The organism is Dietzia sp. NPDC055340 (genome assembly GCF_053645335.1).
Genome location: NZ_JBSHML010000007.1, coordinates 59,958 through 85,748, shown reverse-complemented (window position 1 = coordinate 85,748; position 25,791 = coordinate 59,958). Strand labels below are relative to the sequence as shown.

General features: G+C 71.1%; 20 protein-coding genes and 1 pseudogene. 9 read left to right on the top strand and 12 right to left on the bottom strand.

The window, feature by feature from the left end:
- Window positions 1-22 precede the first annotated feature (22 nt).
- Window positions 23-1,522 carry a DUF3068 domain-containing protein gene (locus tag ACWIFB_RS06960; protein ID WP_454057765.1) on the top strand — a complete coding sequence of 500 codons (1,500 nt, stop codon included), beginning with the start codon at window positions 23-25 and terminating at the stop codon, window positions 1,520-1,522.
- Window positions 1,523-1,836: 314 nt separating this feature from the next.
- Here ACWIFB_RS06960 and ACWIFB_RS06955 read toward each other — a convergent pair whose 3' ends face one another.
- Window positions 1,837-3,117 (bottom strand): lipopolysaccharide biosynthesis protein, encoded by a 1,281-nt coding sequence (locus ACWIFB_RS06955; RefSeq protein WP_454057764.1) that lies wholly within the window; start codon window positions 3,115-3,117, stop codon window positions 1,837-1,839.
- A gap of 104 nt (window positions 3,118-3,221) precedes the next feature.
- Here ACWIFB_RS06955 and ACWIFB_RS06950 point away from each other — a divergent pair, with 104 nt between their 5' ends.
- Window positions 3,222-5,357 (top strand): hypothetical protein, encoded by a 2,136-nt coding sequence (locus ACWIFB_RS06950; RefSeq protein WP_454057763.1) that lies wholly within the window; start codon window positions 3,222-3,224, stop codon window positions 5,355-5,357.
- A gap of 511 nt (window positions 5,358-5,868) precedes the next feature.
- On the opposite strand, the gene ACWIFB_RS06945 is transcribed toward ACWIFB_RS06950, so the two are convergent.
- Entirely contained in the window at window positions 5,869-6,810 is a 942-nt protein-coding gene (locus tag ACWIFB_RS06945) for a GlxA family transcriptional regulator (protein WP_454057762.1), read from the bottom strand.
- A 107-nt stretch (window positions 6,811-6,917) separates the two neighbouring features.
- Between ACWIFB_RS06945 and ACWIFB_RS06940 the strand changes: the two genes are divergently transcribed.
- Window positions 6,918-7,229, top strand: a complete 312-nt coding sequence (locus ACWIFB_RS06940) for a putative quinol monooxygenase (RefSeq protein WP_454057761.1) — start codon at window positions 6,918-6,920, stop codon at window positions 7,227-7,229.
- Window positions 7,230-7,791: 562 nt separating this feature from the next.
- A pseudogene (locus ACWIFB_RS06935) lies at window positions 7,792-8,514 on the top strand (ISL3-like element ISPfr2 family transposase); the annotation flags it as partial.
- A 16-nt stretch (window positions 8,515-8,530) separates the two neighbouring features.
- On the opposite strand, the gene ACWIFB_RS06930 reads toward ACWIFB_RS06935, so the two are convergent.
- Window positions 8,531-9,775, bottom strand: a complete 1,245-nt coding sequence (locus tag ACWIFB_RS06930; RefSeq protein WP_454057760.1) for a glycosyltransferase family 4 protein — start codon at window positions 9,773-9,775, stop codon at window positions 8,531-8,533.
- 225 nt (window positions 9,776-10,000) lie between these two features.
- Here ACWIFB_RS06930 and ACWIFB_RS06925 point away from each other — a divergent pair, with 225 nt between their 5' ends.
- The 3 genes from ACWIFB_RS06925 to ACWIFB_RS06915 all read left to right on the top strand — a co-directional run bounded on the left by ACWIFB_RS06925 (window position 10,001) and on the right by ACWIFB_RS06915 (window position 13,351).
- The gene (locus ACWIFB_RS06925; RefSeq protein WP_454057759.1) at window positions 10,001-10,852 is read left to right on the top strand and encodes a methyltransferase domain-containing protein; all 852 of its coding nucleotides are present in this window, start codon (window positions 10,001-10,003) and stop codon (window positions 10,850-10,852) included.
- 143 nt (window positions 10,853-10,995) lie between these two features.
- Window positions 10,996-12,468: an aldehyde dehydrogenase gene (locus tag ACWIFB_RS06920; protein ID WP_454057758.1), complete on the top strand. Its 1,473-nt coding sequence runs from the start codon at window positions 10,996-10,998 to the stop codon at window positions 12,466-12,468.
- Window positions 12,469-12,496: 28 nt separating this feature from the next.
- On the top strand, window positions 12,497-13,351 hold the full coding sequence (locus tag ACWIFB_RS06915; RefSeq protein ID WP_454057825.1) for an MFS transporter: 855 nt from the start codon (window positions 12,497-12,499) through the stop codon (window positions 13,349-13,351).
- 54 nt (window positions 13,352-13,405) lie between these two features.
- On the opposite strand, the gene ACWIFB_RS06910 is transcribed toward ACWIFB_RS06915, so the two are convergent.
- The 9 genes from ACWIFB_RS06910 to ACWIFB_RS06870 form a co-directional block, all read right to left on the bottom strand.
- Window positions 13,406-15,223 (bottom strand): glycoside hydrolase family 15 protein, encoded by a 1,818-nt coding sequence (locus ACWIFB_RS06910; RefSeq protein ID WP_454057757.1) that lies wholly within the window; start codon window positions 15,221-15,223, stop codon window positions 13,406-13,408.
- A complete protein-coding gene (locus ACWIFB_RS06905; protein WP_454057756.1) occupies window positions 15,220-16,281 on the bottom strand; it encodes a glucose 1-dehydrogenase in 1,062 nt (353 codons plus the stop codon). Before ACWIFB_RS06905 ends, ACWIFB_RS06910 begins: the two co-directional genes overlap by 4 nt.
- Before the next feature lie 54 nt (window positions 16,282-16,335).
- Complete coding sequence (locus ACWIFB_RS06900) at window positions 16,336-16,998, bottom strand: winged helix-turn-helix domain-containing protein (protein ID WP_452100420.1); 663 nt, start codon at window positions 16,996-16,998, stop codon at window positions 16,336-16,338.
- Window positions 16,999-17,106: 108 nt separating this feature from the next.
- Complete coding sequence (locus ACWIFB_RS06895; protein ID WP_452100421.1) at window positions 17,107-18,672, bottom strand: sensor histidine kinase; 1,566 nt, start codon at window positions 18,670-18,672, stop codon at window positions 17,107-17,109.
- Window positions 18,669-19,469 (bottom strand): hypothetical protein, encoded by an 801-nt coding sequence (locus tag ACWIFB_RS06890; protein ID WP_454057755.1) that lies wholly within the window; start codon window positions 19,467-19,469, stop codon window positions 18,669-18,671. Before ACWIFB_RS06890 ends, ACWIFB_RS06895 begins: the two co-directional genes overlap by 4 nt.
- A gap of 268 nt (window positions 19,470-19,737) precedes the next feature.
- Entirely contained in the window at window positions 19,738-21,564 is a 1,827-nt protein-coding gene (locus ACWIFB_RS06885; protein ID WP_454057754.1) for a phosphoenolpyruvate carboxykinase (GTP), read from the bottom strand.
- Window positions 21,565-21,676: 112 nt separating this feature from the next.
- Window positions 21,677-22,090, bottom strand: coding sequence for a DUF6802 family protein (locus tag ACWIFB_RS06880; RefSeq protein WP_454057753.1), 414 nt, complete (start codon window positions 22,088-22,090; stop codon window positions 21,677-21,679).
- Window positions 22,087-23,460, bottom strand: a complete 1,374-nt coding sequence (locus ACWIFB_RS06875) for a hypothetical protein (protein WP_454057752.1) — start codon at window positions 23,458-23,460, stop codon at window positions 22,087-22,089. The genes ACWIFB_RS06880 and ACWIFB_RS06875 overlap by 4 nt, the downstream gene beginning before the upstream one ends.
- Window positions 23,442-24,152, bottom strand: coding sequence for a hypothetical protein (locus ACWIFB_RS06870; protein WP_454057751.1), 711 nt, complete (start codon window positions 24,150-24,152; stop codon window positions 23,442-23,444). Before ACWIFB_RS06870 ends, ACWIFB_RS06875 begins: the two co-directional genes overlap by 19 nt.
- A gap of 146 nt (window positions 24,153-24,298) precedes the next feature.
- Here ACWIFB_RS06870 and trmB point away from each other — a divergent pair, with 146 nt between their 5' ends.
- Entirely contained in the window at window positions 24,299-25,057 is a 759-nt protein-coding gene (gene trmB / locus ACWIFB_RS06865) for a tRNA (guanosine(46)-N7)-methyltransferase TrmB (RefSeq protein ID WP_295654052.1), read from the top strand.
- A gap of 59 nt (window positions 25,058-25,116) precedes the next feature.
- A complete protein-coding gene (locus ACWIFB_RS06860) occupies window positions 25,117-25,791 on the top strand; it encodes an NYN domain-containing protein (protein WP_230930549.1) in 675 nt (224 codons plus the stop codon).

Here is a 25,791-nt window from a genome sequence, read left to right as displayed (position 1 = left end):
CGATACTCCAGGAGGACAACCGATGGCACGTCAGAGCAGTTCCGCGGGACGGAGGTCGACTGTTCCCGCGCTGGTCCTGGTGGGGCTCGGGACCTTCCTGATCACTATCGCACTCGCGCTGGTGTTCTTCGTGGTGCCGGCGCAGAAGAAGACCCCGCTGGACATCAACTCCACGACGGTCACCGAGGTCTCGCCCGGTGCGGTGCTCGTGGGCCTGTCGCTGGCGACCAACACTCCGACCGAGCTCAACGCCGATCGCGAGGAGTGCCGCGTGCCGGACGCGGGCGGGGACGACGCGGCCGCCGAGGGCGCCGCCGGTGAGGGCGCTGCCGAGGGCGAGGACGTCGAGGCGGTCGGCGACGACGAGGCCGACGACTCCGAGGTCCAGCTCGCCGTGAGCTGCTTCATCGACAACGACGTCCCGCTGTACTCGCAGCGTCGCGTCACGGCCGTCGAGCCCTCGGACTCCGACGTGATCACCATGCAGGCCGCGCAGTCGCTGCTGCGTGAGGACCTGGCCGATGGTGGCGACAACGCCGCGCTGATCAACGCGACCGTCGACCGCATCACCCTCGACCGCGTCACGGCCATGCCGATCGACGAGGCCACCAGCACCATGCAGATCGTAGCCGCCGGTGGCGAGGAGTCCGCCCCCGTCGGCTTCGTCCGGGATGGCCTGCAGTACAAGTTCCCGTTCGACACCGAGCAGAAGTCGTACCCGTACTTCGACGCCAGCACCTTCACCACCAACCCGATCGAGTTCGTCGGCGAGACCACCGTCGGCGGTGTCGAGGCGTACGAGTTCCGTCAGAACCTGGGCCCCATCGACATGTGGTCCTCGATCCGCGACCACTTCGCCTCGATCTCCGAGGGCTACGATCCGGCCGTCGAGTCCGTCCTGGCCAGCTACCGCCGCGACGGCATGACCGCCGGCCAGTGGGGCCTCGAGGGTGACCCGGAGCGCGAGGTCGACATGCGTCGCTTCTACACCAACACCCGCACCATCTGGGTGAACCCGTCCACCGGCCAGATCGTCAACGGCTCCGAGGACATCTTCCAGTTCTTCGCCGAGGACCAGGCCGAGGCCGACGCCTTCTTCAATGACAAGACCGCCGTGGAAGAGGAGAAGGCCGAGCCGAGCCGCACGGCCGTCCGTTTCCAGTCCGGCTGGAACGAGGAGACCCAGGAGATCACGCTGGCGGGTGCGCAGGACAGCGCCGACACCCTCAACACCTTCGGCCGCGTCGTGCCGATCATCCTGGGCATCCTGGGCGTGCTGTCTCTGATCGGCGGCATCGTGCTCGGTGCCCGCGGCGGTAGCGCCGGAAGTTCGCGCACCGCGGGCCGCAGGCCGGGCGGCTCGGGTCCCGCCGGGCGTGGCGGTTCTGCTGGTAATGCTGGCCCCGCCGGTACTGCTCCGGGTGGGTACGGCTCCGCCGGGCCTGCGGGTCCCGCTGCGGGCGGCTCCGGATCTGCCGGGCCCGCTGGTCCTGCCGGGCCCGGTCCGGACGCCCGCGCCTGATCTCGCGTTCGGGGCCGGGGCTGTAGTCGCCCGCAGCCCGGTCCGCCCGCCTGCCGCGGTCCGTTCGCCTGGCCCGCCCGCCGGGCACATCGACAAGAGCGTTCCGCACACAACGTCCGAGAGGACAGTGTGCGGGACGCTCTTCTCGTTGACGCCAACTCCGCCCCGCCGCCCCTGCATCGATTCGTTGGCCAGCCCACCGGGGCGCAGACAGAAATCCGCCGGTCGAACTGCGCTCTGTCGCCGGAGCTCCTGCGGCAGATCGCGATTCGAGCGGCAGATCTGAGGGGCGCGACCTCAGGCGGGGTGATCGCTCAGGCCGGGCGGGCCCGGAGTGCGCGCCAGCCGGCGACGACCGTGGTGACCACCACGACGACAAGCGTCGCCCCCAGAACCCCGGTGACGTCGCGGGGCGCGAACCACACGACGACCGCCGTGAGCACCAGCCCGCACCAGGCGATGCCGGCCTCGACGGTCCGATTAGTGGCAATGGTGGCCAGCAGGAACGCCTGCAGCACACTGAGTACCACGCCGAGCGCGGCGAAGGCCCAGAGCAGCCCGGCGACCGGCTGGTAGTCGGCGCCGACGAGAACCGGCACGAGCGGGGCGGCCACTGCGGCACCGAGCACCACCACCGCGCCGATCCCCAGCAGCACACCGACGGCGGAGCGGACAGCACCTCGGTGCCCTGCGGGGTCGGCCATGCGCGGGTAGAGCACGGTACCGACGGCCTGGGGAAGCCAGAAGGCGGCCTTCGCGGCAACGGCTCCGAGCGCATATCGACCCGCGTCCTCGGGGGAGAGGAGGGCTCGGGCCAGAAGCAGGTCAACCGAGGTCAGCGCCATCATCACCAGCTGGACCTGCCCGGCCGCGAGGACGGCGGCCACCCCGGGCGACAACGGCCCAGGTGACCTCGGCCCAGGCGACCCCGGCCCGGTCTCGTGACCGAGGAAGCCGTGGGAGTCGGACGAGCCGACGGAGCTTGTGAAGCGGGAGCCGACCGCCACGATCCGGCCCGCCACCAGCCAGGCCGCCGCCACACCGACCGCCCCGGCCGCCAACGCCGGCCCGACTCCGCCGCCGGCCGCGAGCACGCCGACCGCCGGCACGACCTTCCCTGCGCCGGCCAGTGCCAACACCACGCCCAATGCGCGGAACCGTTCGGAGCCCTGGAGCAGGCCCTGCTCGGTCGCCAGAAGACACAGCACCGGGCCCGGCACCAGGGCTGCGGCGGTGGCGAGCACGGGCGTGTCCAACAGAAGCGACACCGGCACCACGGCCAGCGCCGCGACGAGCGTGACCAGCATCGCGACCCGCCGGCCGAGCGACCGCAACGCCTCGCTCGACACCCCGCGCACGAGCTCGCGCGCCACGACCGCCTGCAGCGCGAGCGACGGCACCGCCACCAGCAACTGCACTGACAGAAGCGCGGCAAAGGCGCCGTAGCCCTCCGGCCCCAGCCAACGCGAGGCGGGCAGATGTAGCAGGTAGGCGGCGATGTTGGCGAGCATCGAGCCCGCCGTCACCGCTCCCGCGCCGGTCAGGAAGCGCCTGGTGGCGGAGTCGGGTGCCGCCGTGCGCTCCTGATATTCCACACGGGTGATCGTAGGCGGCTTCGAGGGACGAGCCCATCCGGTGGTGCGGCGGCCGGGCAGGCGCGAGCGCGGATGCCGCCCTGGCGACGTGATGGAATGTCCGCATGTCAGCCAGCGCCGGGGTCCGCAGTCGGGTCGGCGCGGCCGCGCTGACGGACGCCGGCATCGGACTGGTCGTGACGTCCCTACTGCTGGCGGGGCTCGCGCGCCCGGGCTTCCCGCTGCTTCGGGACTGGGTGGCCACCCCGAGCCCGCCACTGTCCGATGCGGCTCTCGGGCTGGGAGAGTCGGCCGCGCGGGCGGTGCCACAGGACGTCGCGATGGTGTGGGCGAGCCGGGCTCTGGGCGCGGTCGGGCTGCCGGTCTGGCCGCTGACGGGCCTGCTCACGGCGATCTTCTGCGTGTGGCTCGCGGTCGCGGCGGGCGCCCTGGTCCGTCAGGTCGTGCCGGCGTGCGGCGGGGCAACCGGCGCGGACGCCGCAGGTTCGGCGGACGCTGCAGGTTCGGCGCGTGCAAAGGGTTCGGCGCGTGCCGCAGGCTCGGCGGTCTGGATCCGGCTGCCGGCGGTGGTGGGCGCGGTCTGGAATCCGTTCGTGGTGGAGCGGCTACTGCAGGGGCATTGGTCGCTGCTGGCAGGCGTCGCGGCCGTGATGACGATGCCGGTGCTCCTCGCTCGTGCGGACCCCCGAGCCTTACGCGCCCCGAATGGTGCAATCCGCGCGCGCAAGTCGGCGAAAAATGAGCATTCCGGGTGCGCACGTCGGGCGGGCCGCGGGGCCGGGGGAGGGCACGGTGGGCTGCGCGTCGCCGGGGCCTGCGCCGCGCTGGCGATCGCCGGTCTCACGCCCACCGGGTGGGTGCTTGCCGTCATCGCTGCGGCAGTGGCGTTGACCTGCGCGGACGTGTCGCCCGGCCGTCGGGCGTGGACCGGTGCGCGAGCCCGTGCGGCCGTGGCGCTCACGGTGACGGCAGTGGTCACCGCCCTGCCCTGGTTGCTGGCGACGGCCCTGGTCAGCAGCGTGGGACCGGCAGGCGGCGCCGGACCCGCAGGTGGCGGGGGGCCGGCCGGCGCCGCGGCGACAGGGGTGGCCGCGTTCGCCGCCCGCGCCGAGCCCGGCATCGGCACGCTCGGCTCGGTCGTCGCGCTGGGCGGAATCTGGAACTCGCAGGCGGTGCCGCCGTCGCGCGCGACGTGGTGGTCGGCGGTGGCGCTGGCGCTGCTCCTACTGGTCTGGGTGTTGGCGGCGCGCGGCCTGTGGCGCTCCCGGCACCTGCCGGCGGTGCGGGCGACGATCCCGACCGCGATCCTCACCTGGCTCCTGGTGGCGATCGCCGCGACCGGGCCGGGCATCGCCGTGCTGGAGGCGCTGGTCGGGGCGGTGCCGGCCGCGGGCCTGCTGCGGGACACGCAGAAAGTCGTGGCACTCGCGCTGCCGGCGACGGTCCTCGCGCTGGCGTTCGCAACCCGCGCCCTCGCCGCGCGCCTGCGTCCGATCGGCGCGGCCATTGCGGTGACGGCCATCGCGATCGCCGCGGTCCCGGACGCTCCCCGCGCTCTGTGGGACCAGCTGCGGCCGGTCACCTTCGGCCCCGGCTGGGCGGAGGTGGCCGCGATCGTCGACGGCCAGCCTGGCGACCTGCTGGTCCTGCCGGCCGGCTCGTTCCGTTCGACGCCACTGTGGGTGGACGGCCGTGCGGTCCTTGACCCGGCGCCGCGCTTGCTCGACACTCGCGTGCTGGTTCCGGGCGACCTCGTGGTCGGCGGCGCGGGTCAGGCAGCGGTATCTGGTGAGGGAGATCGCGCGCGCCGGGCCACCGAGGCGCTCATGCGTGGCGAGGACGCACAGGTCCTGGCATCGATGGGCATCCGTTGGGTGCTCGACGAGCGCACGTCCGCCGGCCCCCGTGGCGAGTCGGCGCAGACCCTCACCGCGGAGGATGCTCCCCGAGAAACCACGACGACGACAACCTTCTCCAACCCCGAACTCATCCTCTACGAGCTGCCGCCACCGGCTGGGGCGACTCTGCCAGACTCAGCGGGCCTGCCAACGGAGGCGAGTGCCGGCGAGATCGCATCGACCTGGGAAAACACCCTGTCCGAGGCGTCCGCAAACCCGGTCTCGGGGGCCGCCCGCGGGGCGGTGCTCGCGGCGCACGCACTGTGGCTGATCGTCCTGGCCGCCTCGCTCGCGCTGGCGACGGGTCGCGCCCAGGCGGGTCGGGTCGTCCGCAACAGCTGACGCCGCAATGGGTGCCTACACGGCGGCGGCAAACCACGGTGGGGGCTGCTCGGATCCCGCACATGCAGCATTCGACGTCGACCGCGATCGCTCAATGTCGACGCGGGCCGCGTTACCGGCTCTTCCCAGATGAGGGCGTAGGTCGGCCGGGCGCGTCGGTCCGCAGATAGACGTCGAGATCTCCCGACGATGGAGGTTCTTACGCCATCCATCCGAAAGACCTCGACGTGTCCGACGCTACCCCGCCGGCCGGCTTCGGCCGCCCTGACCTGACAGCCTTCGCGTCTTATCCCAATCGACTCTGATCGGGTCTGCTGATCCTCTCGACGAGAACGCAGCGACATCACAGCCACCCAACCCCGACCGTCCGGGAAGCCGGGACACGTCACAGGGCCTGTGCTGCGGGCGTGTCGAGTGGGTCGTCCAGGGGCGACGCAGGAGCGTCGACGCGACGTGCTGAGAGGTGGTTCCAGTCGAGCACTAGCACACCGGCTACAGGCATGGCGATAGGTCAGGAACGGCGTCGCTCCCTACGCAGGAGGGAGCGCAGAGTCTCGGCGTTCGCGTAGCCGACCCGTAGCGCGATCTCGGCGGAGGTGAGGTCCGTGGTTGCTGAGAGGTGCCGAGCTCGTTCGATGCGAAGCCGTTGGACGAAGCCGAGCGGAGTGAGGTTGAGCGCCGCACGGACTCGTCGTTCGAGGGTGCGCCGGCTGGTGCCGAGCGACTGCGCGACGAAGGCGACGTTGAACGGTTCGTCCAGGCGGGCGCGCACGAAGCGTTCGAACTCGACGACGATCGGGTCCTCGTGCCGGAGATGTTCGTAGGCGACGAAGGCCGCCTGCGACGGGCGCTCGTCGATGATGAGGAGCTTGGCGACATGTTGGGCCAGGTCGGGGCTGATCGATCGCACGAGTGAGAGCGCGAGGTCGATGTGGGCGAACGCGGCGCCGGCGGTGACGAGGTTCCCGTCGACCACGACCATGGTGTCGAGATCGAGGGCGACGGTCGGATAGCGCTTCAGGAACTCCGGCCCCAGGAACCAGCTGGTCGTCGCCCGCCGATGATGCATCCGTCCGGTCTCGGCGACAGCGAACACGCCGGTGCACGCCGCGGCGATCCGGGTGGTCGCCTCGTCGAGGCGCCCGAGCGAGGCGATGACCGAACGAGCATCTCGGCTCTGGAGGGCGTCGTTGGTAGCGGCGGCCGTAAGGGTTCCAAGCGCAGGGACGACGACCACGTCGAACTCTGCGGACTCCGACAGTGGGTGGTCCACCGACAGGGTCATCGATGCCGTCGTGGTCACTCGCCGTTTCGGTCCGAGGATGGCGAGATTGATCGGGTCGATCCGCGGGTCGACATCGCGGCGGGCTCCGTCGGCCACCCGCACGATGTCGATGATCGACGCGATAGCCGAACCGAAGCAGCCGTCGATCGCGATCAGTCCGATACGCATGACGTAAACAATAGCAATACTGCCGTATACGCCACTTCCCACCGGCCCTCGCTCGTCATACGCTGAACTCGTCCCACGAAGAACCCCGATTTCAAGGAGAGTCCCTCATGGCCACACCCGCATCACTTCCGTATGCCTTCGTCGCCAAGATCGTCGCGGCCGATGGACAGCACGACGCGCTCGCCGATCTGCTCGCCGGCGCTGTCGCACTCGCCAACGAAGAAGAAGGAACGATTGTCTGGTTCGCGGTCAGGACCCACGCCGACACCTTCTGGATCTTCGATGCATTCCCCGACGAGGCCGCTCGCGACGCCCACGCCAACGGCGCCATCGTCGCAGCCCTGATGGCCAACCAGAACCTCCTCGCCGCAGCACCCGAGATCCTGGCGGCAGACGTCCTCGCGTCCAAGCTCCCGTAGTCCGCCAACGCACGAGACGATCGCGCCCCGCCGAGCCGTCGCCAGGTCGCGACGCAACGCCATGCTGCGTTGCCGAGCGGTGCGAGGCCTATCGGCACACGGACAGGATGCCGGCCGCGAGCGCTCAGCCGGCGAGGGGTCCGTCGCAGAGGAGAGCGACGTCGGTGTCGGGCAGAGCCGTGAGGCCAGCGCATCGCGCGACCACCAGAACCGAACCGCCCCTGCCCTGCGTTTCCGCAGGTCAGGGGCTGTTCGCCGGAGCCGCCTGTCGGAATCGAACCGACGACCTAATCACGTCGGCTTTGCGTCTATCGCTTGATGCGCCCACTGGGCGAACGAGCCGCTGAACTGCGCAAACGCCGAGCGTGGGGGACGCCGCCATCCGGTGGTGACCGACGACGACCGACCAGTACCGACCGTTTCACCGGAGCTTGCGGCGGCGTCGAAGCCGAGCAAGCTCCATTCCTTTAGCTCACCGCGCCCTCCTCCTCGCCGGTCCCGTCGTCGTCGAAGACGTTTCAGGGGTCTTCTCAGATGACGGTGTAGGTCGGCCGGGCGCGTCGGTCCGCTGGACATGGTCGAGGGCCGGTCGAAGGCGGCGTTCAAGACCTGGCTCGCCGACCGCGACGACGCCTTCCGTGACGCGGTCGAGGTGGTCGCGATGGACGGCTTCACCGGGTTCAAGACCGCCGTTGCAGAGGAGATCCCGGACGCGGTCACGGTGATGGATCACTTCCACGTCGTGCGCCTGGCCGGTGACGCCCTCGACAGGTGCCGGCGCCGGGTCCAACTCGCGATCCACGGGCACCGTGGGTTCAGGGACGACCCGCTCTACAAGTCGCGGCGCACGCTGCACACCGGCGCGGACCTGCTCACCGACAAGCAGAGCGACAGGCTACGAGCGCTGTTCGTTGATGACGCTCACGTCGAGTTCGAGGCGGCCTGGGGTGTCTACCAGCGCATGATCGCCGCCTATCGCCACGAGGACCGGCAACGTGGCCGCGAGCTCATGGAGAAGCTGATCACCGACCTCAGCGCCGGCGTCCCCAAGGTGCTCACAGAGCTCACCACCCTGGGCCGGACCCTGAAGAAGCGAGCCGCTGACGTGCTCGCCTACTTCGAACGACCCGGCACCAGCAACGGGCCGACCGAGGCGCTCAACGGACGGCTCGAACACCTGCGCGGCTCCGCACTCGGGTTCCGCAACCTGACCAACTACATCGCCCGAAGCCTGCTCGAGACCGGCGGCTTCAGACCCCAACTCCTACACCCCCGATTGGGATGAGCCGCGTTACCCGGCGCTAACCGCCTCTGGCCTCGCCACTGATCACACCACTGACGCGCCGACCCTCGCCGACCGCCCGGAGGACCAGCTCCATCGCCGACGCCGTGGCGGGCCACGACATCCCCGCGGCCTTCCGGCGAGCCGCCTCACCCATCCGATCACGAATCCCGGGATCACCCAGGAGACGGTCCGCGGCGACTGTCATAGCGGTGACGTCGTCGACGAGGAGGCCGGTCTCGTCGTCGTCGATCGAGTCCCGTAGCCCCGCGGCGTGGTGGTACCCCACGGTCGGCACCCCGTGCTGCGCGGCCTCGGAGACGGCGAGCCCCCACCCCTCCTTGCGCGACGGCATGAGGTGCACGGCCGCGCCGGCGAGGAGCCGGTGCTTGGTGGGCTCGTCGACATGGCCGTGGAACACGACCGCGCCCGCGGTTGCGGCGGGTCCGTCGGCTCCGAGGCCGCGTTCGGCGGCGTAGTCGTGCAGCTTCTCGGCCCACCAGCCGCTGCCGATCACGTCCAGAACCAACCCGGGATGGCGCGGACGCAGCGCCGCGACCACGTCTAGCGCGTCCTCGACATGCTTGTGCGGCACCAGACGCGACAGCACCACCAGGCGCGGCGAGGCGGGCGCGGGGCCGGGGTCACCAGCAGGCGCGGCATCGGGTGCATCGGCCGGCGCGTCACCCCCCGCGAGCCCCACCGGCAGCGGGTCGAGGCCATTGCGCACCACCGCTATCCTCGCGGGATCCACACCCAGCTCGGCGAGCTCCTCGGCCGACGGCAGCGAGACGGTCACGTACTGACTGCGCGCGTGCACCCTCGGCGCCAGCCACGACTCGATCCACCAGCCGACCGGCGCCACGAGCCGCCCCGCGACCGGCCACTGCTCGCGGTGGATGTGGTGGACGAGCAGGACGACGGGGGAGCGGGTGACCAGGCGGGAGAAGAAGGGGACGCCGTTCTGGGTGTCGACGACGACGTCGGGCCGTCGCAGAACCCCGAGCGGTCCCAGACCGGCACGTCCCAGGAGCATCGCCGCCAGGGCCCGTGGGTAGACGGAGAAGCGGCCGCCGGCCCGGCTGAACCGAACCCCGGTGGGGCTGGTCTCGGAGCGGGCCGCGCCCCGGGACCGGGAGGTGCGGAAGACCACGGTGTGGCCGGCGGCGGCCAGGCCGTCGGCGACGTGTTCGAGATACCGCTCGCTTCCGCCGCCCTGCGGGTGCGTGCTGTCTCGCCAGCACAGGAGCAGGATTCGGGACACGCGGACACTGTACGCAGCGGCCCGTCCGTGCTCCCCGCCCGCCCGCACCCGCCCCGCCCGCCCAATCCGCAGCCGCCCCGCCCGCCCAATCCGCAGCCGCCCCCGCCTCCCCACATCCCCACATCGAGAAGCGGGTTCGGCGCAGGTGGTTCTCGGGCTTTGTGGGCGAAAGGCTCTTGGCGAGTGGGGGGTGGAGGGGAGGGCGCCAGCGGTATCGTCACCGCCGTGATCACAGACGCCGTCCACCGCTCGGACGCCCTGCGCTCGGTGGCCCGCCGCGCAACCCTCGGCCGGTCGCTCGGGCTGCTGCGGTCGTTCCCGCAGGAGCAGTCCGCCCCCGACGTCTTCTACTCCGGCCTGGCCCGCGACACGGTCGAGCTGGTGGCCGATCTGTGGGAGCAGGCCGGCGACGGGGCTGCCGGTGCGGACGCCGCGGTGACCGCTGGTGCGCCGGGCACCGCTGCGGCGGATGCGGCCGGGCGGCTTCCCGGGCTGACCGTCCTCGACGTGGGCGGCGGGCCCGGCTACTTCTCCGAGGCCTACGCCGCCGAGGGCGCCCGGTACGTCTCGGTGGAACCCGACGTCGGAGAGATGGCCGCCGCCGGCATCACTCAGACGGGCTCGGTCCGGGGGAGCGGCATGGCGTTGCCGATCAGATCGGACAGCGTCGACATCTGCATCTCCTCCAATGTGGCCGAGCACGTCCCCGAGCCCTGGACGATGGCCGAGGAGATGTGCCGGGTGACGCGGCCGGGCGGCCTCGTCGTCGTCTCCTACACCCTCTGGTACGGCCCCTTCGGCGGCCACGAGATGGGCCTGACCCACTACCTCGGAGGCGAGCGCGCGCGGCGCATGTACGAACGACGGCACGGCCATCCGCCCAAGAACTACTACGGCGAATCGCTGTTCGAGGTGGGCTGCGCCGAGGGTTTGGCGTGGGCGCGCGACACCCGCTCGGCCGAGCTCCTGGCGGCGTTCCCGCGCTACCACCCGCGGTGGGCGTGGTGGCTCGTGCGCGTGCCGGGCCTGCGCGAGGTGCTGGTCTCCAACCTTGTGCTGGTGCTCCGCGCGCGGTAGCCGAGGTGAGGCGGCGCGGTGGCGACGTGGCGGTGAGGCTGTGGTGATCGGTGCCGAGGCCGTGATGGAGACACCCTCCCACTGCCGGACACTCGTCTACAGTGTGTGGAACACGTTCCTGTTTTCCATCTACGGAGGTCCTCGTGGTCGTTGTCCATGACAAGCTTTTCTCCGGCACACGGTGGGCAGATCCCATCACCACCGGAGTCCTGGAGGTCCACTCCCCGGCCACGGGCTCCGTGGTCGGACGGGTCGCCGAGACCACGGTCGAAGACCTCGACGAGATGATCAACCAGGCGCGCGACTCGTTCGAGTCCGGCATCTGGCGCAAGACCCCGCCCGCCGAGCGCGGCGCCCTCATCGGCCGCGTGGCCGACATGATCGAGGAGCGCCAGGCCGAGGTCTGCCGGATCCTGTCCGACGAGATGGGCACGCCCGCCTCGACCGCCGCGATGATCCAGGTGACGCCCACTCTCGGCGTGCTGCGCTACTACTCGAAGCTGGCCGCCGACTTCCCGTGGAGCGAGGTCCGCAACGGCGACTTCGGCGCGTCCGTGGTCACCCGGCAGCCGGTCGGTGTCGTCGCCGCCATCACCGCCTGGAACGTGCCGCTGTACCTCAACGCCGCCAAGCTCGGCCCCGCGCTGCTGTCCGGCAGCTCGGTGGTGCTCAAGCCGTCGTCCGCCACCCCGCTGTCCGCGCTGTGGCTGGCCGACCTGTTCCGCGAGGCCGGCCTGCCCGAGGGCGTGCTGTCCGTCGTGACCGGCCCCAGCTCGGTGGGCGACCACCTCGTGTCCAGCCCGGAGATCGACAAGATCTCGTTCACCGGCTCGACCGGCGTCGGCAAGCACATCGCGAAGATCGCCGCCGAGAACCTCACCCGCTGCTCGCTCGAGCTGGGCGGCAAGAGCGCCGCGATCGTGCTCGAGGACGCCGACCTGGCCTCCGCCGGCGGCACCATGGTGTTCTCGGCCCTGATGAACTCGGGCCAGGCCTGCGTGTCCCAGAACCGCATCCTCGCGCCGCGCTCGCGCTACGACGAGGTGGTGAACGCGCTGGTCGAGAACGTCTCGCTCATGCCCGTCGGCGACCCGGCCGACGAGGGCACCATGTTCGGTCCGCTCGCCAACCACAAGCAGCAGGCCAGCGTCGAGGGCTACATCCGCAAGGGCGTCGAGGAGGGTGCGACCGTCGCGTACGGCGGCGGCAAGGTCGAGGGTCTGCCTGCCGAGGTGGCCGACGGCGCGTTCGTGCAGCCGACCGTCTTCCGCGACGTCGACAACTCCATGACCATCGCCCAGGAGGAGATCTTCGGGCCGGTCATCCAGGTGATCCCCTACGACTCGGTCGACGAGGCCGTGCAGATCGCCAACGACTCCGAGTTCGGCCTCGCCGGCGCCGTCTACTCGCAGGACCCGGACGCCGCGCTCGCCGTGGCCCAGCGGGTGCGCACCGGAACCATGGGCATCAACTGGTACGCCTTCGACCCGACCGCCCCGTTCGGCGGGTTCAAGAACTCCGGTATCGGCCGCGAGAACGGGCCCGAGGGTCTGGACGCGTACTGCGAGCTGCAGAGCGTGCTCATGCCGTTCGGCTGGGAGCCCTCCGAGGGCTGAGTCGAGCCCCGGCTGGGTCGTTCCCCGGCTGGATGGCGGCGCCGGACCCGTCCGCGGGCCGGCGCCCGGGGATCACGCTCCGGGCAGCAAGCCGCCCAGCTCGCGGACCGTCTGGTCGAACAGCGCCAGCGGGTCGGGGTCCAGCCCCAGCCCCGCGCTCCCGCTCGTCAGCGCCGCGATCGGCCTGGCCGCCCTGGCCCTGTTCGTCGACCGTCAGATCCGGCTAGCGCGGACCGGGAAAGAGCTGCTGAACCTGCGGCCGTTCACCAACCGCACCTTCTCGCTCAGCGTCGCGATGATCATGATCGCCATGGGCACCCTGATCGGCACCGTGGTCATCCTGCCGATCTTCCTGCAGAACGGCAGCGGCCTGAGCACCCTGACCATCGGGATGATGCTGCTGCCCGGCGGTCTGATCCAGGTCGTGATCGGCCCGATCTTCGGCCGCGTCTTCGACCGCCACGGCCCGCGCCCGGTGCTGATCCCCGGCGCGCTCCTGCTGGCGGCGGGGCAGTGGCTGTTCACCACCATCGACCCGGACACCGCGCTCGGCCTGATCATCGCGTTCCACACGATCTTCTCCGTCGGCCTGGCCATGCTGATGACCGGACTGCTCTCCGCGGCCCTGAGCGAGGTCCCGCTCAAGCTCTACAGCCACGGCTCGGCCATCTTCAACACCGGCCAGCAGCTCGGCGGCGCGATCGGCACCACGATCTTCGTCACCGTCATGAGCGCGATCGCGGCCGGCGAGATCGAGGCCGGGTCGGCGCTCGTCGACGGGCTGTTCGACGGCGCGCACGTGGCGTTCCTCATCGGCGGGATCCTCGCGTCCCTCGGAGTCGTCTTCGCGCTGTTCATCAAGGCCGCCCCGAAGCGCCCCTGATCAGCCGTCCGCCCAGCCGTCGAGCCGTCAGCCGCCCGCCCAGCCGTCCAGCCGTTAGCCGTGCAGCCGCTGTTGCCGGCGGCTGGCCGAGGTGGCGGTGTGAGTACCGGTCAGCTGGCGGGCCGTGTTGATCAGCCCCACCATGCTGAAGGCCTGCGGCGTGTTGCCGAGCTGACAGCGGAGTCGGGTGTCGTATTCCTCGGACAGCAGCCCGACGTCGTTGCGCAGGGCGAGCAGCCGCTCGAACATCGCCTGCGCGCGCTCGGTCTGCCCCGTCCCTGCGAGCGCATCGGCGTACCAGAAGCTGCACGCCAGGAACGCCCCCTCCGAGCCGGGGAGGCCGTCGACGCCGCCGTCGGCCTCCGGGTCGTAACGCATGACGAAGCCGCCGTCGAGCAGCGTCCGCTCGACGGCGGTGACCGTCCCGCGGATGCGCTCGTCGGACCACGGGAGGAACCCCACGCGCGGGAGCAGCAACAGCGACGCGTCCAGTCCCTGCGACCCGTAGAACTGGGTGAACGTGCCGCGGTCCGAATCGAACCCGTTGCGGCAGATCTCCGTGTGCATGCGCTCGCGCAGTCGCCGCCACTGATCGACCGGTCCGTCGAGGCCGTGCGCCTCGACGGTGTGCACGGCCCGGTCCACACCGGCCCAGGCCATCACCTTGGAGTGCACGAAGTGCCTGCGCGGCCCGCGCATCTCCCACAGCCCGTTGTCCGGTTCGGCCCAGTTCCCCTCGAGGAAGTCCAGTAGGGCCCGCTGCACATCCCAGGCCGTGTCGCTGGACTCCATGCCCGCTTCCCGGGCCAGGTGCAGTCCGTCGAGCACCTCGCCCCACACGTCGAGCTGCAGTTGGTCGGCGGCGGCGTTGCCGACCCTGACGGGGTTGCTGTCCCGATACCCGGGCAGCCACGGTATCTCGGTCTCGGGGATGCGTCGCCGACCGTCGAGTCCGTACATGATCTGCAGCTTGTCGGGGTCGCCGGCGATCGCGCGGACCAGCCACTCGCGCCAGGCGCGCGCCTCCTGCACGTATCCCGTCCCCAGCAGCGCCTGCAGGGTGAACGTCGCGTCGCGCAGCCAACAGAAGCGGTAGTCCCAGTTGCGGGAGCCGCCGAGTTCCTCCGGGAGTGAGGTGGTGGCCGCGGCGAGGATCCCGCCCGTGGGGGCGTACGTCAGCGCCTTGAGGGTGATGAGCGATCGCCGGACCGCCTCCGACCACCGGCCGTCGTAGCGACAGTCACCGATCCACCCCGTCCAGAAGTCCTCGGTCCGGCGCACGGCCTCCGCCGCGTCGATCCGGTCGGGGCGGGGCAGGTGCGAGAGCTGGTAGGTGAGCACGAACGGCACCTGTTCGCCGGCCGCGACATCGAAGTCGGCGACGGTCGTCATATCGCGGCCGTGCAGCTCCACGGGGGTGTCCAGCCATGCGGCGTCGGGCCCGGCGACGGCCTCTATCCCGCCGTTGGTGCGACGCACCCAGGGGACGATGTGCCCGTAGTCCATGCGCAAGCGCAACGTCGAGCGCATCCGCACCCGCCCGCTCAGCCCCTCGACCACGCGGACCACGTCCGCCGCGTCCCCGCGTGGCGGCATGCAGTCCGATACGCGGACAGTCCCGTCGGGCGTCCGCCACTCCGATTCCAGGACGAGTGTGTCCCCGCGGTACCGCCGACTGGTCGCCTGGCCACCACTGACCGGGGCGACGGTCCAGTGACCGGCCGACTCGTCCGAGAGCAACGCCGCGAAGCAGGCCGGGGAGTCGAAGCGGGGCAGGCACAGCCAGTCGATGCTCCCGGCCCGGTGGACGAGCGCGGCGGAGTGCAGGTCGCCCAGGAGTGCGTAGTCCTCGATCATGGTGGACCCCGTCATCCCTGACTGTCGTCGAGCGCGATGACCACCTTCACGTCGTGGTCCTCCGCGGTGAACGCCCGCCCGAAGTCCGCCAGCGGGACACGCCGGGTGATGAGTCCGTCCAGCCACTCGGTGTCGGCGGCGGCCAACGCGTCGGCGGCGGCGCGGTAGTGGCGCTGGTTGGCGTTCACCGAGCCCACCACCACGTCGTTCTCCAGGACGATCTCCCGGTTGAGCGCGCCGACGTCGACCTCCAGGCTCCGACCGGGCGACGACACCCCGGTGAGGCAGACGATGCCGTACCCGCTGTTTCCGGACATGACGTCGAGGACCACCCGGCCGGCGCCCGTGGCCTCGATGACCACGTCGGGCTCGAGCCGGCGCATGACATCGGCGGCGTCGGCGTGGTGATAGGTGGCGCCCAGCCGGGCCACGAGCTCGGGTTTGGGCCCACTGTCGACACGATCGAGAACGTGGACGTCGAGCCCCTTCTGCGTACCGATCATCGCGGCCAGCAGCCCGATCGGACCAGCACCGGTGACCAGGACGGTCTGCGGTTCGAACCAGCTGCGCCGGCCGATCTCCTCCACCTGCTCCCAGGCCTTGGCCACGACGCTCGTCGGCTCGACCAGGACGCCGACGCGCTCGAGGGCAGGGTCGAGCCGGATCGCGTACTCCGGCTCGACGGTCCAGCGCTCGCTCCCGAAGCCGTCGCGCTGTTTGATCCCGCGTTCGGTGTACTCGCCGTTGCGACACATATCGAACTCGCCACGGGCGCAGGCGCCGCACGGTACCGGATCCGGTCGTCGGACCACGCCGGCAACCAGGTCACCCTCCGTGAAGCCGGACCCCTCGGGCGCACGCTCGACACGCCCCAGCGACTCGTGGCCGAGGACCAGCCGCTCCCGTCCCTCGGGCGGCCACCCGTACCGTCCGGCGACGATCTCCTTGTCGGTCCCGCAGACACCGAGTGCCAGGCCGTGGACGAGAAGCTCGCCGTCACCGGGCTCCGGGTCCAGTTCGTCGGTCAGTGTTACCGAGTCAGCCTGTCCGGGGATGAGGGTCAACGCACGCATACCTCCGTGGTACTCCTGCGTGCACCCGGACGCACCCGGTCACTTCGTGGTCATTCACTCGACCCTGTAGCCGACTCCTCGGACCGTCTGCACCTTGTTCTCGCCGATCTTGCGGCGCAGGGACCGGATGTAGACGTTGACGATGTTCGAGCCGGGGTCGAAGTCCATGCCCCAGACACTCTCGAGGAGCTGCTCGCGGCTGATGGTCTCGCCCTTGTTGCGCAATAGCATCTCCAGCAGCGAGTACTCGCGGTTGGTGAGCTCCTGGATGCGGCCGTCGACCTCGACGCGACGGGTGCGGATGTCCAGCCGCATGCCACCGTGCTCGAGGATCCCCGGGTCATCGGACGCCTCGTGCTCGCGCAGACGGAGGCGGATGCGGGCCAGCAGTTCGGGGACGCGGAACGGCTTGACCATGTAGTCGTTCGCGCCGGAGTCCAGGCCCTCGACTGTGTTGGACACGCTGTCGCGAGCCGTCAGGATGATCACCGGGGCGCTGAAGCCGCGCGACCGGGCTTCACGGAGCAGGGTCAGACCGTCGGTGTCCGGGAGACCGATGTCCAGCAGCATGAGGTCGATATCGGAAATCGTCGACAAAATGGCGCGAGCGCTCTCCCCATCGACAGCCTCGAGCGCCGTGTACTCCGCACCGCCGAGCGCCTTGACCAAGACCGAACGGATGAGGTCATCATCCTCGACGACGAGAATATTCGTCATGCAACCCTCCTTCTTCGACTACGGAGTATCGCATGTGTGCGGCCCAGTAGGTCATTCCCCTGCAATCGTGTCCCCAGGTCAGTGGGAAAGGTGGCGAATCCGGGAAACCTAGTCGTCGTCCGGGTCGTCGAAGTCGACCGATCCTCGGGCACTTCCCCTCTCGCTCTCAGCGCGGACGAAGGGGATGACGAGACAGAACGCGGCACCGCCCCCGCTGGCGTTGAAGGCAAAGGCACGACCCCCGTGGGCGCGGGCGATCGTCGACACGATCGCCAGGCCCAGCCCGGTGCCGCCGCGGCCGTCGCGGAGTTGGCCGCGTGCGGTGTGGAACCGCTCGAAGATGCTCTCCTCCTCACCGGGCGGAATGCCGGCACCGCGGTCGCGTACCCACCACAGCAGCCGACGACGGTCGCGCTCGCCCGCGCTCTCCGTCGGCGGCGTGCCCTCCACGATCGACTCGCGGAGGGTGGGCTCGCCGGGCTCGATGATGCGGCAGCCGATCTCGATGCGATCGCCGTCGCGGGTGAACCGGACCGCGTTGGAGCAGAACTGCATCAGCGCCTGCGTGATCCGGTGCGGGTCCAGCCGGGCGACCCCCTCGGCGTACGGGTGCACGCTCCAATCGCGGTCCGCGAGGACGTCGACCTTCGCCTCGATGTCCAGGATGAGTTCGGAGACCTCCGTCGGGGAGGTGAGCAGGAAGTCGGGACGGTCGGCGCGGGCGAGTGTCAGCAAGTCCTCCACGATCCGGGTCATCCGGGAGAGTTCGTCCTGCATCACGCGGGCCGCCTCGGCCCGGCCTTCCGGGTCCTCGGGCATGAGGTCGAGATTGCCCTGCACCACGGTTAGTGGCGTGCGCAGCTCGTGGCCCGCGTCGTCGAGGAACTCCCGCTGGGTGCGGTAGGCATCCTCGACCCGCTCCAGCATCTCGTTGACCGTATCGGCGAGGGAGACGATCTCATCCGGCCCCTCGACCGGAACCCGCCGGGAGAGGTCGGCGGCGGAGATGGTCTCGGCGGCCTCGCGGATCCGCCGGACCGGGACGATCATCCGGCCGGCGATCCACCAGGCGAGGAACGCACTGAGGATCATGCCTCCGGCGCTCGCCCAGAGCAGGGACTCGGTGACCCGCCAGGTCTCCGACGAGGATCCGCGGTCGTTGACCGCCACCACCAGGCTGGCCGGCCCGGCCGGGCTCTCCACTGTCGTCTTGCGCCAGCTGACCGAGCCGTCGATCTCGCCGGAGTCGTCGCCGGCGATCAGTCCGACCCGCTGGATACGCGACCGCACCGCCGGGGGGAAGAGCTGATCTTCGCTGGGGCCGTACCGGGAGAGCGTGAACTGGGTGCCCGACTGGTCGGCGGTGCCGACGAGCAGTAGCTCGGCCGAGGGGTACTGCTGGGCCAGGTAGGCACGCAGTAGTTGCTCGACCGTGGGCTCCTCGGACTCGAACGACGGGAGAATCCCCGCCGTCATGAAGGTGGTGAAGTCCGCGGTCTCGCGATTCAGCCGGGTGTCGGTGACCCGCTCGGCACTGAGGATGAGCAGCTGACCCGTGAAGACGACCATGGCCGCGAACACCGCGGCGGTGATGAAGGTGATGCCCGCGGTGATCCGCAGGCGCGCCGAGTTCCACCAGCGGATCGGGGTCGGCGACGTGGAGCGTGCGTTCACCTCGGACCTGAGCGCCCGTTATCGGACTCCGGGCCGCCGCCCGCAGCGTGATCCGGGCGTCCGTTGGTGGCGGCGTGGGCGGGTCGATTGTTGTCGGAGGCGTGGGGCGGCGGGCCGGAGGTGTTCGCATGCGGCGGTCGGCCGGAGGTGTCGGCATGCGGCGGGCGCCCGGGCTTCCCGGCGTGCGGGGGAATGGCGTTGTTCAGCCTTTCGCCGGCCCGGCTGGCCAGCGTGTCGAGGTCGAAGCGCGGTCCGCCGATCTGGCCGGGATCGTCGTTCCCGGGGGTCTGTGGCGGCTCCGGCGGCCGGGCACGCGGGGCGGCCGGGGGCGTGTGGGCGGCGGGCGGCTGTACGGCCGCGGGAGAGACGGGGGTGGCGCCGGCGCTCGGGTCGGGCGCGGTGCTCGACCCGGACTGTGCGCCGGCGCCGGGAGAGGTCTGCGAGGCCGGGCCCGCCTCGCCGGGGCCGGCCGGTGTGTCGTCAGCTCCGGACCCGGGGAGCGGCGCCAGGTCGACGGCGGGGATCGGCAGCAGGGAGAGGATGGCGGGCATGGGCGCGGGGAGGAAGAGATTCACGTGGCCGTCGATCACACTCAGGTGGGGGCGCCGCCCGTCGATCACCGTTCCGTTCGCCTGGGACGCGGCCGTCGCTCTGGATTCTGTGTCCTGGCTGATCTGGGTCTCCTCGGAGGCGGGGGTCGGCGCGATGAAGGGGTCGAATGCGCCGACGACGGCGGCGAGGCCGAGGCCTCCGAAGACCACCGGGATCGCGGCGAGAGCTACGGTGACGGCTCGCATGTCCCCCCTCCCGGTGAGCGTTTGGTGATTCGTCAATCCCCAACTGTGGCACCTGCCGCACCCATTTTGGTGACCGGTGAGTACATTCTCATCGCAGGAGCTCCGGTCCGGTTGTCACCTGGCCCCACTTCCGCTATGCGCGGCGCAGGAGAGATCCGGCAGGGAGAGCAAGCGGAGTAGGGCTCGGCACATGCGACGGCGGGCCACACCGGATCGGTGTGGCCCGCCCTCGTCAGCGCCGGCCGCGTCAATGACGCAGCCGAAGCTCTCAGCCCAGGCGCTCCTTGAGCGCGGCGAACTCCTCGTGGACCTCGGCCGGGACCTTGGGTCCACAGAACTCGAGCCATTCGGTGATGAGCGGCAGCTCGCGACGCCACTCCTCCGGGTTGACGGCCAGCGCGGCCTCGACGTCCTCGATCGGCGTGTCCAGGCCGGTCATGTCGATGTCGGCGGCACGCGCGGTGATGCCGGCGGCGGTCTCCTCGCCCTCGACGCGACCCTCGATGCGGTCGACGATCCACTTGAGCACGCGGCTGTTCTCGCCGAAGCCGGGCCACACGAAGCGGCCGTCGTCGCCCTTACGGAACCAGTTGACCAGGAAGATCTTGGGCATCTTGTCGCCGCCACGGGCGCCCATGTCGACCCAGTGCTGGAAGTAGTCACCGACGTTGTAGCCGAGGAACGGCAGCATGGCCATAGGGTCGCGGCGCACGGCACCGACCTGGCCCTCCGCGGCGGCGGTCTGCCCGGAGGACAGGGTCGCACCGATGTAGACGCCGTGGTTCCACGAGTAGGCCTCGCTCACCAGCGGGACGGTGTCGGCGCGGCGGCCGCCGAAGAGGATCGCCGAGATCGGCACGCCCTCGGGCGAGTTGAACTCTGGCGCGGCGACGGGGCACTGGTCGATCGGCACGCAGTAGCGCGAGTTGGGGTGCGCGGCGTTGCCGGCCTTGCCGTCGCCCTCCGGGGTCCACTCGTTGCCGAGCCAGTCGATGAGGTGGTCCGGGGTGCCCTCGAGGCCCTCCCACCACACGTCACCCTCGTCCGTCAGGGCCACATTGGTGTAGATCGCGTTGCCCGGCTCCAGCGTCTTCATGGCGTTGGGGTTGGACGAGTAGTTGGTGCCGGGGGCCACGCCGAAGAAGCCGAACTCGGGGTTGACCGCGTACAGGCGGCCGTCGGCGCCGAAGCGCATCCACGCGATGTCGTCACCCACGACCTCGGCGCGCCAGCCCTCGATGGTGGGCTGGATCATCGCCAGGTTGGTCTTGCCGCACGCCGAGGGGAACGCTCCGGCGATGTAGTACGCCTTGTCCTCGGGCGAGGTGAGCTTGAGGATGAGCATGTGCTCGGCCATCCAGCCCTCGTCGTGGGCCATGGCGGAGGCTATGCGCAGGGCGAAGCACTTCTTGCCGAGCAGGGCGTTGCCGCCGTAGCCGGAGCCGAACGACCAGATCTCCCGGCTCTCCGGGAAGTGGGTGATGTACTTCTCCTCGTTGCACGGCCAGGCGACGTCCTCCTCGCCCTCGGCGAGCGGCGCACCCACGGTGTGCAGGCCCTTGACGTACGCGCCGTTCGAGCCGATCTTGTCCATCGCGGCCTGGCCCATGCGCGTCATGATCCTCATGGAGACCACGACGTAGGCCGAGTCGGTGAGCTCGATGCCGAGCTTGGGGTCCTCGGCGTCCAGCGGGCCCATGCAGTAGGGCACGACGTACATGGTGCGTCCGCGCATGCTGCCGCGGAACAGGTCGGTCATGTGGGCGCGCATCTCGGACTGGTCGCGCCAGTTGTTGGTCGGGCCGGCGTCCTCTTCCTTCTCCGAGCAGATGAACGTCCGCGACTCGACGCGGGCGACGTCCTTCGGGTCGGACTGCGCGAGGAACGAGTTCGGCTTCTTCGACTCGTTGAGCTTGACGAAGGTGCCCCCGTCCACGAGCACGGAAGTGAGACGATCCCACTCTTCCTCGGAGCCGTCTGCGAAGACGACCCGGTCCGGCTGGGTGAGCTCGGCGACCTCCGTGATCCACGCGAGCATCTCCGCGTGATCTGTTGGTGCCTGACCCTCGAGGCCGGGAATGGTGGTGCTGGTCATCACTGCTCCTCGCGCGTGGTGCATGGTCTTCCTCACACAGTATCGTCAACCTGCTTGATCCGCGTCGCGCGAGCCCCTCCCCACACCCAAATGTGAGGGATCCCTCAGGTGGTCAGATGTGACCGTGGTCGATCCGCTCCCACCGGGCGGGCACGGGAGACGCCCCGGGGGCGCCGTCGTGGTACTCGTTGGTGAACCCGCCGAACGGCACGCCCTCGGTGGGGTTGGCCAGCCGCCACGAGTCGTAACTGCCGTCGAACCGCACGGTCGAGACGTGGTCCACGGTGCCGTCGCCGTCCGCGTCCGTATATACGGTCAGGCCCCGATCATCGCCGAGGGTGACCGCCTCCATGAAGCCGTCCCCGTCGAGGTCCGCCTCCGGCGCGCCGAGGTCGAGGACGCTGTCACCCACCGGGACGTGCAACCCCAGCGACGACGCCTCGGCCAGCGGGGCACCCTCGAGTCCGCAGACGTCGGGGGCGGGACGCTGGTCGAAGGCGTCCGATCCGAACAGTGGGTCGGTCATGCGGAGGGGCTCCCTGCAGGGACGGGCGGCGCGGGGGCCGCGCCGATGGGTTCCGCAACTGTACTAGCGACCGTCGTCGCCGGGGTGGTCCCTCCTGAGCGGAGGCGCCGGATCCGCCGCTCGAGGTCGGCGACCCGTGGCCCGGGGTCGTGGGCGAAGCCGTCGGTGATGATCGCCTCGGCCGCGAGGATCCGCGAACCCAGGGCCTGCTCGGCCTCGCCGCGTAGCGCCGCGAGGCGGTCGCCGACAGCGGCAACGGTGTGGGTGCGCAGCGCCTGGGTGCGGCGAACGGTCACCGTGGTCCAGCCGAGCGCGAGCCCGCACAGCAGCGCCAGCGGCACGATCATCGCCGACATCCCGGGCACCTCGGCCAACGGCGACAGCAGCATCCGCCCCACTCCGGTCCCGCCGGCGGCGCCCATCAGCATCACGAGCAGCTCCTCGCCGGTACTGCGCGGCGGTCGGCTCGGCTCGACGCCGCTGGTGGGCGCGGGGATCCGGGGCGCGGTCGGTGCGTTCACGCCGAGGTGCCGCACGACGAGGGTGTCGCACCGCCGGTCGGCGCGGTCGACGGCCCCTGCCACCGCGGCGTCGGCGTCGGCCGCGAGCCCCTCTACCAGCGTGTCGACGCGCGACCGCGGGGCGGCCGCCAGGTCCTCTCGGGCCCGGCCGCCCAGATCGCGCAGCGAGCGCTGCAGGTCCTGGAGGATCTCCATCCGCAGCGCCTGGACGTCCTGCCGCAGCGCCTGGGATCGGGTCGTTATGGTCTCGGTGCGCCGGGCGAGCAGCCAGTCGACGGTGGCGGTGGGAGACGTGGTGGTGGAAGACGCGGCGACGGGGGACGTGGCAGTGGGGGACGCGGTTCCGGCTCCGGGCCCGGCCTCGCGGGATCGCACCGCCTCCAGCAGTGCGGCGAGGAGGGCGGCCGGCGCCGCGGTCGGGCCGTCGTCGACAACGTGCACCGGGGCGTGGACCCCGGCGTCGGCGAGCCGGCGCGTGGTCACGTCGACGGTCTCGGACAGCGCCTCGGCCGTGCACGTGTCGGCGCGGCCGGCGAGCGCCACCGCCAGGGGCAGGCGTGAGGCCACGCCGCGGGCGACCTCGACGTCGTCGGGGCGGACCGGGCAGACGGCGTCGACGACGACGACGGCGGCGTCCGGCCTGTCGGACGGGGAGGCGTCCACGAGTACGCGAATCGCGCGTCCACCCGGGGCCCCGTCACCGGGCGGGCCCGCGGTTCCTGCGGTGTCTGCGGTTCCCGCGGCGCTCGTGGTGGCCTGCAGCGCCGCGGTCCGGAGCGCGGCGGCGACGGTGGGAGCCGCGGAGTCGCGGGCTCCGAGAACCGCGATCGTCAGATCTCGAGTGCGCACAGGGCGGCCTCCGCGAGTTCGCCGACCTCGGCGTGGACCGCGAGTCGTTCCAGTTCGGCCTCGAGCCGGGCCACGCGGGAGCCGGCCAGGGAGTCCATGGCCCGCTCGACGAACGCGATGACGGCGTCGACCGACCGGTGCTCGGGCTCGCGGGCGTCCACGGTGGGCAGTCCGCGGGCCCACCGGGGTGGGGCTGCGCTGTGGTGGGTGTCGACTGAGTGGGCGGCGTTGTCGTCGTCGTCCTCATATAGACCCGTCGCCACCACCAACAGCGGATGGCGGCGGGGGCGCCGTACCCACGCCTCCTCGTGGCGGCAGGGGGCGGTGCGGAGGCACAGGATCTCGATGTCCGGAGCTGCGGCGGGCCGCGCGGTGGGCGCGGCGAGCACGTCGAGGTCGTCGACCGACACGCGCCAACCCCCGCGGGCGCGCAGGGCGGCGGCCAGGGTGCGCCTGCCCGAACCGAGGCCGCCGCGGACCCGGAGGTCGACCGGGGCGTCGAACCGCGCGAGCGCCGCGGCGAGCAGGCCGGTGGGGTCCGGCGGGGCGGTGGTGGCGGCTGTGGCGGGGACGGCGGCCGGGGTCGCGACGTCCGGCGAGGCGGTGAGCAGGCGGCGGATACGCGCGGCCGGATCCGGGGCGGCGGGGCGATCCGCGCCGTCGACGGCGGTGTCCTGGGTCACGGTCGGCACGCCCACATGGTGGCCCGGCAGGCCCCACCCGACAAGACCTTCCCCCAGGCAGGATCGGCTCCGCGACCCCGGATCCGGACGGGCCGGGCCGCGCGTTCGCCGTGGGGGATTCGTAACCCGACCGCGCATTACGGGATGATGGCCGGGTGAACCAGAGCGAGAACCCCGTGCCGGAGTCCGACGAGACACCGGACGGGGAGACGACGGCGGACGACAGCTCCCGGTTGTTCCCCCGCGTGACGGCCTACCGATTCCGGCGCGGCACCATGCGCCCGGGGCAGCAGCGCAACTGGGACGAGCACTGGCCGACCTACGGTCAGAACGTCTCCGACACGCTCGTCGACCCGCAGGAACTGTTCGGTCGCACGGCGCCGCTCGTGGTGGAGATCGGCTCCGGAACCGGCACCTCGACGGCGGCGATGGCGGCGGTCGAGCCGGACGTCGACGTGATCGCGGTCGAGGTCTACCAGCCCGGCCTGGCCCAGCTGCTCGGCATGATCCTGCGCGAGGACCTGCAGAACGTCCGCATGATCCGCGGCGACGGCGTGGACGTGCTCACCAACATGATCGCGCCCGACAGCCTGACCGGCGTGCGCGTCTTCTTCCCGGATCCGTGGCCCAAGGCCCGCCACCACAAGCGGCGGCTGCTGCAGTCCGGCACGTTCGGGCTCATCGCCTCGCGGCTGCGGCCCGGCGGCGTGCTGCACGTGGCCACCGACCACGTCGACTACGCCGAATGGATCGGCCCGACCGGAGACGCGGAGCCGGCGCTTGAGCGGCTTGACACCGCGACGGACGTCGGCCACGTACCGTTCAGTCTGGACAGACCCGTGACGAAGTTCGAGGGCAAGGGACTGCAGGAGGAGCGAGTGATCAACGAGTTCCTCTGGCGCCGCAGAGGCTGACCCGGCTGCGGCCGGCGACCCGACCCGAGACCCCGACGACGAAAAACCGAGGCGGACCCATGACCCCATCAGACGAGACGCGGAACCCCGACACGGCGGCCGCGACCGCTCCCGACGAGTCGGGGGTGGTGCTCCTGGTGTGGGACGCCCCGAACGTCGACATGGGGCTCGGCTCGATCCTCGGCGGACGGCCCACCGCCGTGTTCCGACCGCGTTTCGACGCGCTGGGCCGCTGGCTGCTCGGCCACACCGCCGACCTGTCGGCGCGCACCGAGGACACCCTCGAGGCCGAGGCGACGGTCTTCACCAACATCGTCTCCGGCACCTCCGACAACGTCCGGCCGTGGGTCGAGGCGCTGCGCAACGTGGGCTTCGCGGTGTTCGCCAAGCCCAAGACGAGCGAAGACTCGGATGTCGACGAGGACATGCTCGAGCACATCGACAAGCGGGCCGAGTCCGGGCGCCTCGCCGGTGTGGTGGTGGCCTCCGCCGACGGGCAGGCCTTCCGCGAGCCGCTCGAGGACCTCGCCCACGACATCCCGGTCACGGTGATCGGGTTCCGCGAACACGCGACCTGGGCCGTCCAGCACGAGACCATCAGCTTCCTCGACCTGGAGGACATCCCCGGCGTGTTCCGGGAGCCCCTGCCCCGGGTCAGCCTTGACAACCTGCCCGACGAAGGCGCTTGGCTGCAGCCGCTCCGGCCGCTCACCGCCCTGCTCGCCTCGCGTTAG